Annotated in this window: 10 protein-coding genes; 7 read left to right on the top strand and 3 right to left on the bottom strand. The window is 54.8% G+C overall.

Going from position 1 to position 17,317, the window contains the following annotated elements:
• The first annotated feature begins 93 nt into the window (after positions 1-93).
• The 3 genes from BBD41_RS11450 to BBD41_RS11440 all read left to right on the top strand — a co-directional run bounded on the left by BBD41_RS11450 (position 94) and on the right by BBD41_RS11440 (position 5,551).
• Positions 94-2,343, top strand: coding sequence for an ATP-binding cassette domain-containing protein (locus BBD41_RS11450; protein WP_099477664.1), 2,250 nt, complete (start codon positions 94-96; stop codon positions 2,341-2,343).
• 429 nt (positions 2,344-2,772) lie between these two features.
• Positions 2,773-4,470: a glycoside hydrolase family 13 protein gene (locus BBD41_RS11445; RefSeq protein WP_099477663.1), complete on the top strand. Its 1,698-nt coding sequence runs from the start codon at positions 2,773-2,775 to the stop codon at positions 4,468-4,470.
• Positions 4,471-4,489: 19 nt separating this feature from the next.
• Positions 4,490-5,551, top strand: a complete 1,062-nt coding sequence (locus tag BBD41_RS11440) for an NAD(P)-dependent alcohol dehydrogenase (RefSeq protein WP_099477662.1) — start codon at positions 4,490-4,492, stop codon at positions 5,549-5,551.
• 202 nt (positions 5,552-5,753) lie between these two features.
• Here the strand turns inward: BBD41_RS11440 and BBD41_RS11435 are convergent, their stop codons facing one another.
• The gene (locus BBD41_RS11435; protein ID WP_099477661.1) at positions 5,754-6,602 is read right to left on the bottom strand and encodes a DUF4179 domain-containing protein; all 849 of its coding nucleotides are present in this window, start codon (positions 6,600-6,602) and stop codon (positions 5,754-5,756) included.
• The gene (locus BBD41_RS11430; RefSeq protein ID WP_099477660.1) at positions 6,599-7,114 is read right to left on the bottom strand and encodes a sigma-70 family RNA polymerase sigma factor; all 516 of its coding nucleotides are present in this window, start codon (positions 7,112-7,114) and stop codon (positions 6,599-6,601) included. Before BBD41_RS11430 ends, BBD41_RS11435 begins: the two co-directional genes overlap by 4 nt.
• A 397-nt stretch (positions 7,115-7,511) precedes the next feature.
• Here BBD41_RS11430 and BBD41_RS11425 point away from each other — a divergent pair, with 397 nt between their 5' ends.
• Positions 7,512-8,762 carry an MFS transporter gene (locus tag BBD41_RS11425; RefSeq protein ID WP_099477659.1) on the top strand — a complete coding sequence of 417 codons (1,251 nt, stop codon included), beginning with the start codon at positions 7,512-7,514 and terminating at the stop codon, positions 8,760-8,762.
• A gap of 431 nt (positions 8,763-9,193) precedes the next feature.
• Here the strand turns inward: BBD41_RS11425 and BBD41_RS11420 are convergent, their stop codons facing one another.
• Positions 9,194-14,245, bottom strand: a complete 5,052-nt coding sequence (locus BBD41_RS11420) for a WIAG-tail domain (protein WP_099477658.1) — start codon at positions 14,243-14,245, stop codon at positions 9,194-9,196.
• Between the two features lie 708 nt (positions 14,246-14,953).
• On the opposite strand from BBD41_RS11420, the gene BBD41_RS11415 reads away from it, so the two are divergent.
• The 3 genes from BBD41_RS11415 (at position 14,954) to BBD41_RS11405 (ending at position 17,286) form a co-directional block, all read left to right on the top strand.
• Positions 14,954-16,459 (top strand): HD-GYP domain-containing protein, encoded by a 1,506-nt coding sequence (locus BBD41_RS11415; protein ID WP_099477657.1) that lies wholly within the window; start codon positions 14,954-14,956, stop codon positions 16,457-16,459.
• A gap of 313 nt (positions 16,460-16,772) precedes the next feature.
• Positions 16,773-16,976: a CsbD family protein gene (locus tag BBD41_RS11410; RefSeq protein ID WP_099477656.1), complete on the top strand. Its 204-nt coding sequence runs from the start codon at positions 16,773-16,775 to the stop codon at positions 16,974-16,976.
• Positions 16,977-17,004: 28 nt separating this feature from the next.
• The gene (locus BBD41_RS11405; protein WP_099480571.1) at positions 17,005-17,286 is read left to right on the top strand and encodes a hypothetical protein; all 282 of its coding nucleotides are present in this window, start codon (positions 17,005-17,007) and stop codon (positions 17,284-17,286) included.
• The last annotated feature ends 31 nt before the right edge of the window (positions 17,287-17,317 follow it).

Below are 17,317 nucleotides of genomic sequence, written 5' to 3'. Positions count from 1 at the left end.
ATTATTTTTTGGTCTTTTCCTTCAATTAAGACAGTACATGTCATAATTCATTCTTATAATGGAAGCACATTACAGCCATAGGAGGATATTGGGATGTCACATTCGTTTATCGACATTCAGGGAGCAAGGGAGAATAACCTGAAGAACGTGTCACTGCAAATTCCGAAGCGGAAAATTACGGTGTTTACCGGCGTATCCGGTTCCGGCAAATCATCGATCGTATTCGATACAATCAGCGCGGAGGCCCAGCGCCAGCTGAACGAGACCTTTACCGCGTTCGCCCGCAATCGCCTTCCGCGGCATAAGCAGCCGGATGTCGATTCGATTGATCATCTGTCCACGGCCATCGTCATCGATCAAAAGCGGCTGGGCGGCAATTCCCGGTCGACGCTAGGAACGATTACGGATCTCTATTCGATTCTGCGGCTGCTGTTTTCCAGAGTAGGGCAGCCGTTCATCGGCTATTCCAACGCGTTCTCCTTTAATGACCCGCAAGGGATGTGCCCGGAATGCCAGGGGATCGGCAAGAAGGTCGAGCTGGATCTTAAGAAGCTTCTGGATCCGTCGAAATCGCTGAATGAGGGAGCGGTGCTGTTCCCGATCTTTTCGGTAGACAGCTGGTATTTAAAAAACTACACGTTCTCCGGTTTCTTCGATAATGACAAGAAGCTCTCGGACTATACCGACGAGGAGTGGGAGCTGCTGCTGTACGGCAAGGATCGCAAGGTGTCGTTTCCGTCCAAGGGCGGGCCGATCGAAGCCGAATTTGAAGGGCTCGTTCATAAATTTAACCGGCTCTACATTCAGCGGGACAGCAGCGAACTGTCCGAACGGACGATGAACCATGTCAAAAATTTCATCACGCATGCCCCTTGCCCGTTATGCCAAGGAACGCGGCTCAGCCAAGCGGCTCTAAGCTGCCGGATTAACGGCTACAATATTGCCGAGTGCACGGCGATGGAGATCTCGGAATTGAAGAAGGTCATTGAAGGCATTCGGGAGCCGATCGCGCAGACGATGGTGAACAGCTTAACCGAACGGCTGCAGCATTTGATCGATATGGGATTGGATTATCTGACCTTGAACCGGGAGACGACCACCTTGTCCGGCGGCGAGTCCCAGCGGGTAAAGATGGTCCGTCATCTGGGCAGCAGCTTAACCGATATGATGTACGTCTTCGATGAGCCGAGCGTCGGGCTCCATCCGCGGGATGTGCAGCGTCTGAACGGGATGCTGCGCAAGCTGCGCGATAAAGGGAATACGGTGCTGGTCGTGGAGCATGACCGGGATGTGATCGAAATCGCCGATCATGTGGTGGATGTCGGGCCTTACGCCGGAACCCGCGGGGGTGAGATTGTTTTTCAGGGTACGGTAGAGGAGCTGTACAGCCAGGAAAACACATTAACCGGGCGCTTTATGAGGCAGAGCCTGCCGATTAAGCACAGCTTCCGCAAGCCCTCCGGACATATGAGGATCTCCGGTGCAAACGTGCATAATTTAAAAAACGTGACGGTCGACATCCCGGAAGGCGTGCTGACGGTTGTCACAGGCGTGGCAGGGTCGGGCAAAAGCTCGCTCATTCATCATGCCTTTCTGCCGGAGCATCCCGAAGCGATTGTCATTGACCAGTCTGCCGTAAGCACCTCGATCCGCTCCAATCCGGCCACCTACACCGGAATCATGGACGATCTTCGGAAACGGTTTGCCAAGGCGAATGGACAGAGCCCGTCCCTGTTCAGCTTCAATTCGAAGGGAGCTTGCCCGGAGTGTCAGGGATTGGGCTTTATCTATACGGACCTGGCGTTCATGGAAGGCGTTGTGTCGCCATGCGAAACATGCGAGGGACGACGATTCAGAGACGAGGTGCTCCAATACAAGCTGAACGGAAAAAGGATCACCGAGGTGCTGGACATGACGGTGCTGCAGGCGCTGGACTTTTTCGAAAACAAGGAGATCCGCCTTCGCCTTCAGGCGCTGCACGATGTCGGGCTGCATTATTTGACGCTTGGTCAGCCGCTAAGCACCCTCTCCGGAGGAGAGAATCAGCGCATCAAACTGGCGAGCGAGCTGCACAAGCAGGGTAAGGTGTATGTGATGGACGAGCCGACGACCGGGCTGCATATGTCTGATGTCGGGCATTTGATCGAAATCATGAACCGGCTGGTGGATAACGGAAGCTCGGTGATCGTCATCGAGCATAATCTGGACGTCATCCGGCAGGCGGACTGGATTATCGATATGGGACCGGAAGGCGGCAGCCGGGGCGGAACGGTTGTGTTCGAGGGGACGCCTGGGCAGCTGGTGAAGGCGGAGCATTCGCTCACCGCCAAGTATGTGGTGTGATAGATCATCCTCAAGGCGTTTCATGCTGGAGCTGTCCCCATCAGCGGTGTTTACTGCTGCGGGTCAGCTCTTTTTCAGTAAGTCACTCAGCAGCTTTCGATTCAGGAAGCTTCCCCAACGCCTCCGATTCAGGAAGTCCTCTAACAGCTCCAATGAAGAAGTCATTTTAACAGCTCGTTTCAGGAAGCAACTCCGACCAACTCAGGATGTCCTCCCACATGGTGGGCTTATAAGCAGGGCAATCCGGCAATACTGGATGCAGCGGCAGGTACAGGAGAAGCACGGGGACCCATAGCCATCTCGAAACGGCGAGCGGCCGCTCTTACGTCCGCTGCAGTTACGCCAGCCCTCTCCTGCCTGCACCATTCAATCATTGCAGCGTCCTGTCAGCTACCGCACGGGCCGCATACATAACGGGGGACACTAACAATGCGAACAGTATGGTGGAAAGAAGCTGTCGCTTACGAGATATATCCGCGCAGCTTTATGGATACGAACGAGGACGGCATCGGCGATTTGCCTGGCGTCATATCCCGCTTGGATTATTTGAAGGAGCTCGGCATCGACGTCATCTGGATTTGCCCGATCTATAAATCGGCCAATGATGACAACGGCTATGACATCAGCGATTATCATGCCATCATGGAGGAGTTCGGCTCGATGGAGGATTTTGACCGTCTCCTGGCCGAAATTCACGACCGGGGCATGCGGGTCATCATGGACCTGGTTCTGAACCACACGTCCGACGAGCATCCGTGGTTCATTGAATCCCGCTCTTCCCGGGACAACCCCAAACGGGACTATTACATATGGCGCGACTCCAAGGAAGGGGCCGAGCCCAACAATTGGGCCTCGATGTTCAACGGCTCCGCCTGGGAGTACGATGAGCAAACCGGCCAATATTACCTGCATCTCTACTCGAGAAAGCAGCCGGATCTTAATATGGAGAATCCGGAGGTGAGGCAGGAGCTGGTCCGCATGATCCGCTGGTGGCTCGACAAGGGCATTGACGGCTTCCGCGTGGACGCCATAACGCATATCAAAAAAGCGCCGGGTCTCCCGGACATGCCGAATCCGGGCAATTTCCGTTATGTCGATGCGAATCCGGGCCACCGCAATATTGAAGGCATTCATGACTTTTTGCAGCAGTTCAAGCGCGAAGCCTTTGCGGAGTATGACATTATGACGGTGGGCGAGGCCAGCGGAACCGATGTCTCCGAGGCTGATCTGTGGATCGGGGAGGAGAACGGGGCCTTCAATATGATTTTTCAATTCGAGCATGTCAGCATGGATTTCGGAGCGGAGGGCCGCTGGGATTTTGCCCCGTGGGACTTGGCGGAGTTGAAGCGTATTACGCGCAAATGGCAGAAGGGATTGGAGGGCGTCGGCTGGAATGCGCTGTTTATGGAGAATCACGATCAGCCGCGCTCCGTCTCGCGTTTTGGCGATCCCGTGAATTTCCATAAGGAATCGGCCAAGATGCTGGCCACCTTCTTCATGCTCCAGCAAGGGACGCCGTTCATTTATCAAGGACAGGAGATCGGCATGACCAATGCGGATTTCAGCGAGCTGAGCCAATACCGGGATGTGGAGATCTACAACTATTACCGGGAGCGGCTGCTGGACGGGAAGGACGTAGAGGAGACGATGCGGAGAATTGCATATCGGGCCCGCGATAACGCGAGGACTCCAATGCAGTGGGATGACTCGTTGTACGGAGGCTTCTCGACCGTTGTGCCGTGGATCCGCCCGAATCCCAATTACCATGAGATCAATGTACGGCAGCAGGAGAAGGATGAGGACTCGATCCTGAACTATTACAAGGCATTGATTCGCCTGCGCAAGTCCAGTCAAACCCTCATTTACGGCACCTATGACGATTGGCTGGAGGAGCATCCGGAAATTTTCATGTACTCCCGGAGCTTAGGGGATGAAGCCTATTTGATCGTCTTGAACTTTTTCGGAAACACCCCGGAGCTTCGCCTGCCCTCCCCGTGGCGGGAGCGCAAGCTTGAAGTCGTTCTCTCCAATTATACGCCGGCCGAATTTTTACAGGAGCGATTCACGCTGCGCCCTTATGAAGCGGTTGTATATCATGTTACACTACAGGAGAAAGCGATTACTTGAGATTCGAGGTGTTGTCAGTATGTCACAATCGAAAATGATGGCAGCGGCCGTTCTGGACAAGCCGATGTCGATCGGCGTGAAGCAGGTTCCCGTTCCCGAGCCGAAGCCGGATGAAGCGCTCATTCAGGTTTACTGCATCGGCATTTGCGGTTCGGATGTCCATTACTATGAGCATGGACGCATCGGCAGATATGAGGTCAAGGAGCCGCTCATTCTGGGGCACGAGCTAGCAGGCATTGTGGTTCAGACGGGGGATCAAGTGACGAATGTATCGGTAGGAGACCGGGTCGCCGTCGAGCCGGGCGTAACCTGCGGTCGCTGCGCGTATTGCAAGAGCGGCCGGTACAACCTCTGCCCGGATGTCGTATTCATGGCCACCCCTCCGGTGGACGGGGCGTGGGCGGAATACGTGGCGGTTCGCAGCGATTTTCTGTTCAAGCTGCCGGACGAAATGTCCTTTGAGGAAGGCGCGCTGCTGGAGCCGCTGTCCGTTGGCCTCCATGCGGTTCGCCGGGGCGGGATCCGCCCGGAGGACCGGGTGCTGGTGCTCGGCCTCGGACCGATCGGTCTCTTAGCCATCGAAGCGGCCAAGCTGTCCGGGGCATCGCAGGTGTACGGCAGCGATGTAGTGGAATTCCGACGCGATTTGGCCACGCGGATCGGCGCTGCCGGCGTAATCAATCCGCTGTCGGATGACGTGCCTGAGCGGCTCAGGGAGCTGACCGGGGGAGAAGGCGTCGACCTGATCATCGAGACGTCCGGCAATGCGGGAGCGATTGAAGGCTCCATCGACTACGTGAACCGTGGCGGACGGATCGTGTTTGTCGGCCTGCCGACGAAGGACGCCATTCCTGTCGATATCGGCGCACTGGTGGATGCCGAGCTGGACGTGTACGGCGTGTTCCGCTATGCCAATACGTACCCGGCCGCGATTCGGCTGCTGCAGAACAACGGCAGCCGGATCCGGGACATCATTACCCATGAATTCCCGCTGGACCGGATTCAAGAGGCCGTGGAGCTGGCTCGCACGCAGAAGGACACCAGTGTGAAGGTGATGATATATCCGGGTCGGCCGTCATAATTGCGAACCATTCGCCAGTTTCTCGGCATGGCAGGGAAATTTGGATGATTGATAAGGTTATCCTGATCTCATTAACGGCCTTTTCTTAAAAATCACTTCCCAGCAGAAGCAGCCCGGCTCCGATAGATGGAGCCGGGCTGCGGTATATTTAAGGCTCGTTAAATTGCAGGTCTTCCCCTGAGTATTGAACTCCTCGTGCCTCTTAATCCGGACGGGCATTACTCATCCAGCTGTCAATCCGAAGATCACCGCCATAGCCTTCACGGGATGAGATTTCGCCGAGCTTCTTTTCTGCTTCCTCCCGGGTAGTGAACCCCCCGATCACGGCAATGAAATCTCCGCCGGCTGTCTTAATAAACGTTACGTCGTCTTCGTAGTAAATCTCCTCGAGCATTGCAAGGGACTCTCCCTGCGGCATAGCTTCACTACGGATATAAAACACTTCGCGGGGCTTTATCTGTTTGCCGGTGGAGGCAAGTCTCAGCTCGATATAACCCGGGTTCCGGTACTCCGACACGGAATGGGTCACGCCATCCTTCAGCTCCACCACAAAGCGCATCGCGGAATCATCAAGGATAATATTTTCATAGACGTCCTCCACGAGGGGAAGAGCCAGCAGGTCGTTCTTGACGGCATCATAATCGAAATTTCGAACGCCGCTGATCGTAAAGATGAGCCTGTTCGGGGCTTTCCGATGCTCGACGGCAAAGGCTGGCACGCTGGATACCGTTTCGCCTGCCTGGTCGAAGTTGATGCGAAGCACATCCTCTACCGTCTCGGTGTCGACGCTTACGCCATCGGTCCGCTCACCGCCCCCGCCAAATTGAAGCACCTGCACAATGCTGCCTACGACCGGGACTTTGGACAAGGCATTAGCAACGCCCGGGATGTTAACGACAAACAACAGGACGATGCTGGCGGCAACCGCGCTGGCGTATCGCATCAAGCGGAAGGATCGTTTGCGTGCGGCTGCTTTGTGCCGTGCCGACTCCATCACGCTGGCCAGCTGAGCCGGAATTTTGATCTGTTCATAACGTTCCTTACCCGTCATAATCCCTCGACCTCTCCTTCGACCAAATATTGTTTAAGCTTTCCGATGATGCGGTAAAACCGGGTTTTGACCGTGTTCTCCGGCAGCTCCAGGACATCGGCAATGTCTCTGAAGCGCAGGTCTTCGAAAAATTTCAAAATAATATACGCCTTCTCCTCCGGCGCAAGCCGGTCCATCGCCTCATATAAATCCAGCTTCTCTTCCAGCGGAACCGCGAGTTCGGCAGCCGCGTATTCCTGGGTCTGATCCTCCATAAAGGTGATCCGCTTGTTTCGGTTCAGACGATCGAGCGCACAGTGAATCACGATCCGGGTAATCCAGGATTCGAAATACTGCGGCGTCTTCATCCGCTCATAAGAAAGATAAGCCTTGTATGTCGCTTCTGATACGATATCCAGGGCGTCCTGCTCATTTTTGACATAACAATATGCCACCCGGTACAGCTTCCCGCTGCACCTCGTAATATCTTCGCTGAACTGCTGCTGCGAAAGTGCCTTGGCCAGTTCACTCACTCCTTGCTATTTAAACGTCTTGATGATGCTGTACAGAATCGGCTGCTGCTGCAAAGGATCGATGCTGGCGCGCGCATGGAAGATGCAGCGTTCGCTGGCCTGCTCCATTCTTGTCGGCCATACCGACTATTAGACCGGGTAGAAGCCGAAATAGTTTTAGCACACGACTAAAAAAACATGGAAGTATCTGGAGACAAGCCGAAGCTAAGAATCGAAGGATCGAAGGCGAGTGACACTCAAGAAAATTGCAATGCATTGATTTCGTTGCTTTAGGTTAACAAGCGGCAGGGAATTATGTTACCCTGTGAACATAGAAGACAAGGAAGCGAGGCTGGAACATGTAGGTTACTACCCCACCACCCATACAATTGAATACTGAAAGAAACGGGGTAGAACCATGAAGAGCAAATCTTTCCGCTATCTCTGGATCGGCCAGGCCCTTGCCAATTGCGGTGATTTATTTTACGTTGTCGGGCTAATGGCGATCGTCCATGAGATCACGGGATCTGCCATGCATATGGCGATGATTCCTTTTGTTACCACGCTGGCTCGATTTATTAGCGGGGGCTTTGCGCCCGTACTGATGGACAAATACGCCCTTAAGTCGCTGCTTCTCATCTCACAATGGGGAAAGACGGCGGTACTGCTGCTGCTCGTCATGACCCGATATGCACTGGGTAATCAAGAGATGACGGTGTATGTGATTCTTGTAATGGTGCTCCTTATCTCGTTCCTGGACGGCTGGGCCGCTCCGGCGAGCCATGCGATGCTCCCGAGGGTTGTTCCGCGGGATGAATTAACCCGGGCGAACAGCTTCGTTGCCGTCGTCGACCAGATGGTTCAGTTAGGCGGATGGGCTGCCGGGGGAATGCTGGTGGCCATATTCGGAGGCGGTCAGGTTATCTGGTTGACCGTCGTATTGGCAGCCGCTGCCGCTGTATTGACGAAGAGGATGGAGGATCCGTGGGTTTTAGAAAACTCAAGCGAACGGAAGGCTCGAACTCCTTATTGGAGCTCCATGCGTGAAGGCTGGGTACTCATCTGGAAACAGCCCGCTTTGCGGACGATCCACGTTATCTACGTGCTGGAATCCATTGCCGGTGTCGTGTGGATCGCTGCTATCGTATATGTATACGTGTCCGAGGTGCTGCACAAGGAAGAGGCTTGGTGGGGATATATTAACGCCAGCTTTTTTCTGGGATTGATGGCAGGGGGATGGTGCGGCATGAAGGGCTCGAGGTGGATGGATCGCCATATCGTCGGCTTAACCGTATATGCCTCCTTCGGCATCAGCCTGATGACGTTCGGCTTTGGAATGACCTCGATTCCGTGGCTGGCATTAATGTTTTCGTCAGGGTTTGGCCTGTTTGACCAGCTCAAGGCGATTTCATTGCAAACCATGCTTCAGCGCAGCGCGTCCCTGCAGATGATGCCGAAAGTGTATGCAGCGCAAAGCTCGCTGATCTCACTCGTGTTTGGAGCGTCCACGCTGTTGTTCGGGTATGTCATAGACCGATTTGGCGTCAGGACGACCTTTATGGCTGCGGCAGGGATTTTATTCTTATCCGGATGCTATGCGTTCGGGGCACGGGCCCGATGGGCGCCGGGCTCAAACGGTCACGATGTGAGGGAAGCTTCAAGCATGTAACTTAGGCGCAATGAAAATACGTAGGGGCATTTTTTTCGTAATGCAGCACAGGTCCGTCAAATGTACCGAATAGGGACTTGTATCGGCAATAGAAGGTGATTGTCGCGCCACAGGTACTTAAAAGGGACCTCTTTTCAACCGCTGAAAGCAGTGAGCTGCTCGCTCCGCCCAATTCATCATCAAGCGATTTTCATTCATATTAAAGACGAGCACTATGGCTCGTCTTTTTTGGCATAATATAGACCATTTGAAATAGCTGTCCAGGAGCGGAGGGTGTCAGCGGGCTGCCATGCTTTTCATTGATCGGAACTTGCTGCATCGACTTTGCAAACATGCAAATCCCCGGATGGGCACCTCGAGCTGCGGTCGTGTACATAAAGGACTCCCCGGAGACTGAGGTCGGGGGAGTCCTGTAAAGATTCGTGAACGTTCTACAGGGAAGGACCAATCGCAATCCAGGATATGAAGCCATAGGCCAGATTGCAGCCGGGCTGACGTACGACCTCGAGCACGGCACTGTCCTCTTGCTGGGATTTCAGCGAAATCTGGAAGCCGGGATTGTTGCTCATGCCTACGATGACATAGTTGATGCCGCCAAAGGGCTCCTCGAATTGAACCCCCACTTCGGCTTTGGCTTCAGGACCGTTCAACACGAAAGGCGTCATGCCAAATTGTTGGAGCTTCATCTGTCCGGCCGTTCCGCGCACTGGCGTAAATCCGAGATGCTCGCTCTCAATGGCCCCCTCGGCGATATGCGCTCCGCCCAGAGATCCATCAGCGACATGCGAGCCCGTAATAGCGCCTTGGGCGATTTGCTCTCCGGTGACGGAACCATCGGCGAGCGTGAAGCCGCTGAAGGCGTCCGGTCCGAGATGCCTGCTCTCGATGGCTCCGTCGGCGATGTGCGCTCCGCCCAGAGATCCTTCAGCAACATGCGAGCCTGTAATGGTGCCTTGGGCAATTTGTTCTCCGGTGACGGAACCGTCGACTAGCGTGAAGCCGCTGAAGGCGTCCGGTCCGAGATGCCTGCTCTCGATGGCCCCCTCGGCAATGTGTGTCCCGCCCAGAGACCCTTCAGCAATATGCGAGCCCGTAATAGCGCCTTGAGCGATTTGCTCTCCGGTGACGGAGGCATCGGCCAGTGTGAAGCCGCTGAAGGCGTCTGGACTTAGATGCCTGCTCTCAATGGCCCCCTCGGCGATGTGCGCCCCGCTCAGAGACCCTTCAGCAATATGCGAGCCCGTAACAGTACCTTGGGCAATATGCTCCCCGGTGACGGAAGCATCGGTAAGGGTGAATCCGCTGAAGGCGTCTGGACTTAGATGCCTGCTCTCAATGGCCCCCTCGGCGATGTGCGCCCCGCTCAGAGACCCTTCAGCAATATGCGAGCCCGTAACAGTACCTTGGGCAATATGCTCCCCGGTGACGGAAGCATCGGTAAGCGTGAATCCGCTGAAAGCATCCGGCTTGAGATGTCTGCTCTCGATGGAGCCATCGGCCACATGAGTGCTTGTAATGGCGCCCTGCGCAATGTGGAGTCCTGTGACAGCGGCGTCGTTCAAATGAGCGCTGGTCACTGCCTTTATTCCCAGCTTGGCACTGTCAATGGCTCCATCGGCGAGGGTGAAGCCGCTGAAAGCATCCGGTCCCAGATGCCTGCTCTCGATGGCACCGTCGGAGATGTGCGAGCCTGTAATGGCTCCGTCCGCGATCTTATCTCCAGTCATCGTTCCTTCAGCTATGAGTTCCCCCGTAATCGCCCCGGCTTCGATATGCTCTGTACTGATGCAGTGCTTCTGAAGGTGGTGGGGAAGGACCGCACCTTCGGCTAATTGCCGGGATCTTACCGAACCCGGCTGCAGTTGATCCACGCCGACACTGTCCGGCTGCAGATGCACGTGCCCTACGGATAGATTCCCCAGATGGGCGGCATTAACGGAATAAGGGGCAAGATGGTGGCTCTGAATCGCGAACAGCTCAATGTGTTTGGAACCGACAGAGCCTTCTGCGATATGCTGGCTGTTTACAGAGCCCTCTGTAATATGACCTGAAAGAATGCTTCCTTCCGCTAAATGGGAAGATGCAATGCTTATTTCTTGAATATGGTGCGATCCGACTGAACCCGGAGCAAGATGGCGATCCGTCACGGCGTTGTCCCTGATATGCTCGGATTGGACGATGTCCGCCCCCAGATGGTCGGACAGGATGCTCGCCTGCTGCAGGTGCCCGGCGCTGATGGAGAGCGGCTTGATTTTGTCCCCGCTTACGGAGTTTGGTTTCAGCGCCTGCTCGGATACCGACGCAGGCGAGAGATGGGCTTCCGAGACGGACTGGACGCCCAGCTTGGAACCCGGAATGCTGCCGTCATGAAACAACATCTCTGGCGTGCGAGCTTCGTCCGCTAAGTGATTTAATGTGATGGATTTTTTCTTCAGGTGGTAACCGTATATGGCTTCCTGCACAATATGCTTGCCCGAGATGGATTCCAGGCCGAGATGAGCGCCTTCAATTGCCTGCGGTGCGATTTTGTCTGAAGTAACCGCCTGGTCCTGGATCGCCTCTCCCGATACGGAGCCCGGGGACAGATGGGCCGATTGTACAGCCTTCTGCGCAATCTTGTCTGAGGTGACGCTGCCCTCCGCAAGCTTGGAGGAGGTAACGGCAAGGTCGACAAGCTTGTCGGTCGATACGCTTTCCGGCGACAGCTTCAGCGACGTAACGGCGTGGTCGCCCAGATGGCGGGGGACTATGGCGCCGTCCCCGATGGCGGATTCGGTGACGCTGTCCGGTGCAAAATGCTTCGGTATCAGGCAGCCCTCCGCGATATGGTCCGAATTTACCGCTTGTTCAGCCAGGTGCCGGGCCGAAATCGCCTGAACGGCGATATGGTCCGATTCAATGCTTGAGCTCTGAATATGATGCGCTTTGACGGAATCCGGAGCAAGATGGCGATCCGTTACGGCGCTGTCCCCGATATGCTCGGATTTGACGATGTCCGTCCCCAGATGGTTGGACAGGACGCTCGCCTGCTGCAGGTGCCCGGCGCTGATGGAGAGCGGCTTGATTTTGTCTCCGCTCACGGAGTTTGGTTTCAGCGCCTGCTCGGATACCGATGCAGGGGAGAGATGGGCTTCCGAGACGGACTGGACGCCCAGCTTGGAACCTGGAATGCTGCCGTCATTAAACAACATCTCCGGCGTGCGAGCTTCGTCCGCTAAGAGATTTAATGTGACGGATTTTTTCTTGATGTGGTAACCGTGAATCGCTTCCTGCACAATATGCTTGCCCGAGATGGATTCCAGGCCGAGATGAGTGCTTTCTACTGCCAGCGGTGCAATTTTGTCTGAAGTAACCGCCTGATCCTGAATCGCCTCTCCCGATACGGAACCCGGGGACAGGTGGGCCGATTGTACAGCCTTCTGTGCAATCTTGTCTGCGGTGACGCTGCCCTCCGCAAGCTTGGAGGAAGTAACGGCAAGGTCGACAAGCTTGTCGGTCGATACGCTTTCCGGCGACAGCTTCAGCGATGTGACGGCGTGATCGCCCAGATGGCGAGGGGCAATAGCACCATTCCCGATGGCGGATTCAGTGACGCTGCCCTCCGCAATTTTATCCGCCGTGACCGAGCCGCGCGCAAGCGCCTTGCTTTGCACACTTTCGGCCTTGAGGTGCCTTGCTTCGATTGCTTGGTCGGACAGATGGGCCGAGCGCACCGCTCCTTCCTGAAGAGCGTTGGTTCCGACGCTGCCTTGGGCTAGGTGATGCTGTAATATTGACTGTTTGGCGATATTGACGGAAGTCACGCCATCAAGCGCAATGATCGCTCCGCCGACAGAGCCCAGCGCCAGCTTGCTGCTGGTGACGCTGCCAGGAGCCAGCTGCTTGTCGCCGATGGATTCCGGCTGAATATGCTGCCTGGCTACGGCGCCGTCAGCCAGATGCTGCGGTCCGACCGCTTTAGGCTTTATGGCGGATCCGGTTACGCTTTCCGGTGCAAAATGCTTCGGCGTCAGGCTGCCCTCCGCGATATGTGACGCATTCACCGCTTGATCAGCCAGATGTTGGGTCGAAATTGCTTGATCTACAATATGGGCCGATTCTACCGATCCTTTGCTCAAATGCCGGGTTTGTACCGCTTCATTAGCAATTTTGCTCGGCAGAATGCTTTGGTCCGCGATCTTGGAGGCAGTGACGGCCTGCTCCACCAGCTTCGCTGTATGGACAGACTGGTCGGCCAACTTGAAGCTTGTAATGCTGGAATCGGCAAGATGCCGGGAAGCCACGGCGCCTGAAGCGAGCTGCTCATCTCCAATGGAGCCGTGTCTGATCTGTTCGGTGCCGATCGCACCGTCCGCGATATGGCGGGAGAGGATCGTACCAGCCTGAAGATGTGCTGAACCAACGGCGCCTTCGGCGATTTGATTAGAACCGACGCTACCATAAGCTAAATGCTCGGAAGTGACCGCTCCGGGTGCCAAATGCCCGCTTTCTACGGAGCCTTGCTGGATGTGAGAGCCGGTAACGGCACCATATTCAATCTTTTCGCTGCTGATCGCGCCGTCACGGATTTTGGTTGTCGTGACCGCGTAGTCCGCGAGCTTGGAGCTGTGCACGGCCCCATTGGCCAGATGACGGGTTTCGATACCGCTGGAGGCAATTTTGTCGCCTCTGACGGATTGATCGTCAAGCAGCTCCGTCGTCACGATCAGATGCTGCAGGTGGCGGGCCGTCACGGCGCCATCGGCAATTTTATTCCCTTCGACCGCATGATCCGCGAGCTTCTGGGCCGTGATTGCCCCGTCTTTGATTTTGCTTCCGTTTACCGCGCCGTCGCGCAGCTTGCGAGTGGATAATGAGCCGTCCATCAGGTGATCGCTGGTAATGGACAGCGGGGCGATCTTGCTTGAGGTAACGGCCTCGTCCGTGATATGGATGCTGCTCACGCTGTAATCCTGAAGCGCTTCGGATCCAACGGCACCTGGTGCGATTTTGGAGGCGGTCACGGCCCGGGAGGCAATTCGGCTATCGGTAATCGCATATTCGCCGATATCCTCGGTGTATATGAATGCTCCCTTCACTCCAGGCATTTCCTTATCGGCCAGCAGCTGCTCTTGTTCAGCATGGATGGCTGCAAAAGATGTGGTATCGGCAGGTTTCTCTTGGCTCGGAAAAACTTCGCTCGGTGGATTGCACGGGTTTTGTTCCGCCAGAATATCGTGGATGACCTGTATCTGTATCTCATCCGGTTCCTGCCTTATCTCCTGTTCAAACTGTTGTTCGTTCTCTTGCTCCTGCTTCAGTTCAGCTAAGCCTACAAGGTCTTCGTCGGAATCCACTACGGAAGCCGCGGACAGGATGCGGGCTTCCTTTTCTTTTTTGGAGTTGCGTCCCGTACCTCGCTCCAGCAGGTCAAGCTCCCGGGTACTCGGATCGACTCTGAAGGGCTGGGTAGAGGAGGATGAGGTTTTCTTCTTTTTTTTCAAAACGGCACACTCCTTCTGGATACTAAATCGTCTCCGATATCCTATGCAGGCGAGTAGGCGGCTGTCACTGATGTTTCAGGGCTTACCGGACCAACAGCCGCAGTTGTTGTAAGGGACCTGTTCGAAAATAGCCGCCATGGGGAACCATGCCGGTAAAATGGAAAAGGGACCCGGCTATCCAGCCGAGTCCCTTGGTGCGGCGCGAAACGCGCCGCTTATAAAATTTAACCCCTGACAGACGCATGCAGTCTGTACAGTCGGTTCCGTGTGTGAAGTTATTCAAGAATCATTACTTCCAAAACAACAAAAGCCCTGCCTCTCTTTCGTCCTTGCGGCTCCGATGACCGCTCCAGTGTGAATCAGAAAACGTTCCGTAAAACTCTTACTCTTAGGGTCATTAAATAGGAATTTTCTACTTCATCTGAGATGTAATATCAAATTTCGAGGAACTTACGGGGTTAAACTTCATCTAACAAGATATTATTATATCACATCTAGGCCCGATAAGCAAAATTCATCAACAATCTTGCCGATTGCCGCTTAAAGATCTTGATTTTTTTGGCATTTCCAACGATATTCATAGTAACGATAATTTTGGCGGAATTCGATGATAATCCCTATTTTATGCAGGATTATCGAAAGATGCTGCAGACCAATGTTCGGCTTGCAACGGGGTGTTTATTTCTGTTACGAAAGTAGAGGCGGACCATGCAACTGTATAAGTCATTTCTTAAACAGCTTGTTCGGAATTATATGATCGGCTCGATTGCATCTGTTGTTGTTGTCGGCGGCGTATTATTGGTAACGACCCTGGAAATTTCCTTCGAGGAATGCGCACGATTGATGGCCATCCTGGCCATTTCGTTTATGATTATGCTCATTTCGGAGCTCAGCGTCTTCCTGACGCAGCTTAAGCCGATCCGTGCCGTCTTTGAAGAAGAGGACCCGGATCTGGATTTGCTGGAAAAAGCCTATTTACACGTGCATCGTATGCCGCGCCTCGCTGTCTACCGCATCTTCGGTCCCCATCTGCTTGGGCTGTCGTTGCCGGCCATTCTGCTGACCATATGGATGATGGAGCAGGGGAAGCTGAGCTTTCCTGCCTTTTACATATGGCTTGCTTCACTTGGGGCCGTTCTCCTTGCAAGCTGCCATGCCATGATCGAATTCTTCCTGACGATTGCTGCCATTCGCCCGCTGATCAAGGGAATACGGCGGAAGGCGCTGTCGAGGCATGGCGTCGATTTCTCGCTGGAGGGCCATGTATTCCTGGCGATCCGCGTCAAATTTTTGCTCAGCACGATGCTCATCGGCACGTTCCCGCTCTTTCTGTTCTCGCTGGCCGTTCAGATTAGGCTGGAGGGACTTAACAAAATTGCTCCGCAGCAGTATTGGGGCTGGGCAGGGGGTGTCCTGCTGCTTGGCGTCGGATTCGCATATGTCGGTGCATGGCTCCTGACCCAGGATTTACAGCGCCCCATCCGTCAGCTGTACCGGGCGATGAACGAAATTAAAGAAGGACGCCTTATTCAAACCTCGAATCTATATTCCGATGAATTCTCCACACTGATCGCGGGCTTCAATATGATGGTTCGCGGCCTTCAGGTTCGCGAGGAACGGAACCGTAAGCTTCTCGACAGCTACTTCGCGGCCCTCGCGGCAGCGCTCGATGCAAGGGATCCTTACACGGCAGGGCATTCGCTTCGGGTTGCGGAATACTCGGTTCTGATCGGCCGGCTGGCCGGTCTCAGCGAGGAGGAGATCGATCTGCTGCATAAGACGGCACTGCTGCATGATATCGGCAAAATCGGCGTGCGGGATCATATATTGCTGAAGGAAGGCAAGCTGACGGAAGAGGAGTTCGATCAGGTCAAGACGCATCCGCAGCAGGGCGAGAATATTTTGCTGCAGATTGAACCGGCCGACGCCATGGCTCCTTACCTGGAAGGCGTGCGGTCCCATCACGAACGATACGACGGGTGCGGTTATCCGGATGGCCTGAAGGGCAAGGATATCCCGCTGTTCGGGCGGATTATTGCCGTCGCTGATGCGTATGATGCGATGACGTCGGATCGGCCCTACCGCAGCGGCATGCGATCGGCGGATGCGCTGAATATACTGGAGGAGGGGAAGGGGACCCAGTGGGACCCGGACTTTGCAGGCATGTTCGTGAACTATATGAAAAGCGAGACGAAGGTGGTCACGATTCGCTAAGGCTGAGGACTGCCATCGGCCTTCGAACCCCCTCGAAACGTTGGAAGGATAGATGCCCCGCGGATCCTGTGGATTCGCGGGGCCTTTTGCGTCATTCGACTTCCGTCTCTTTGACCTCCAGACTGGATGATTAAACAGCGATCATCACTTTAGAGGGGCGCCAGACGGGCGCCAGGTTGAGGCGAGAGGGAAAGGGCGGTCGGCCCGTACCCGTATCCTCCAAGGATTCAGAGCGGCTGCCTGCGGGTAAACAATATACACACGAAAGATAGAGGATTGCAGGGCTCATTACTTGAGAGGGAGGCTGATGTTTATGGATAACAACGTTTTTAAAGGGAGATGGAACCAGATTAAGGGTGAAGCGAAGAAGCAATGGGGTAAATTGACGGATGACGACCTGGATGTCATCGCCGGGGAGAAGGATAAATTGGTCGGGAAGCTGCAGGAGCGCTACGGACATTCGAAGGATGCCGCAGAGCGCGAATATGCGGATTGGAGCGCGAGATTTCGGGATTAAAGCCTTAGATTAAGGGAGGCGAATGATCGTGTTGGAGAACCGGGTTGTGACCGGCAAGGTGATCGATATTCGTAACGACAAGGTGCTAACGCTTCATGGAGACATGGTCAGTACGTTTGATATGAAGTACTACGTCTTGATGGAGGATGAGCCCTTCCCTATTCACGAAGGCTTGAGCGAGGCATCCTTACCGGCCGGTTTGCCGGAGGGGGACGCGGCGCATGCCGAAGCCCCCGGCTGGTTCCGCAGGGATTGGAAGCCGCTGCTTAACTTGATAACCGCTTGGAGAAAGAGTGCAAATCGTGCCTGATTTGCACTCTTTTTTCTGTGGTTACGCTGCG

This window comes from Paenibacillus ihbetae (assembly GCF_002741055.1).
GTDB classification, from domain to species: domain Bacteria; phylum Bacillota; class Bacilli; order Paenibacillales; family Paenibacillaceae; genus Paenibacillus_AQ; species Paenibacillus_AQ ihbetae.
The sequence above is the reverse complement of the archived record's forward strand: the minus strand, read 5'-3'. Positions and strand labels throughout refer to the sequence as shown.

Excerpts from the sequence above, each read along its gene's own strand:
- BBD41_RS11415 (WP_099477657.1), top strand. The coding sequence starts at position 14,954 with ATGCAACTGTATAAGTCATTTCTTAAACAGCTTGTTCGGAATTATATG.
- BBD41_RS11440 (WP_099477662.1), top strand. The coding sequence starts at position 4,490 with ATGTCACAATCGAAAATGATGGCAGCGGCCGTTCTGGACAAGCCGATG.
- BBD41_RS11450 (WP_099477664.1), top strand. The coding sequence starts at position 94 with ATGTCACATTCGTTTATCGACATTCAGGGAGCAAGGGAGAATAACCTG.
- BBD41_RS11410 (WP_099477656.1), top strand. The coding sequence starts at position 16,773 with ATGGATAACAACGTTTTTAAAGGGAGATGGAACCAGATTAAGGGTGAA.
- BBD41_RS11435 (WP_099477661.1), bottom strand. The coding sequence starts at position 6,602 with ATGACGGGTAAGGAACGTTATGAACAGATCAAAATTCCGGCTCAGCTG.
- BBD41_RS11445 (WP_099477663.1), top strand. The coding sequence starts at position 2,773 with ATGCGAACAGTATGGTGGAAAGAAGCTGTCGCTTACGAGATATATCCG.
- BBD41_RS11425 (WP_099477659.1), top strand. The coding sequence starts at position 7,512 with ATGAAGAGCAAATCTTTCCGCTATCTCTGGATCGGCCAGGCCCTTGCC.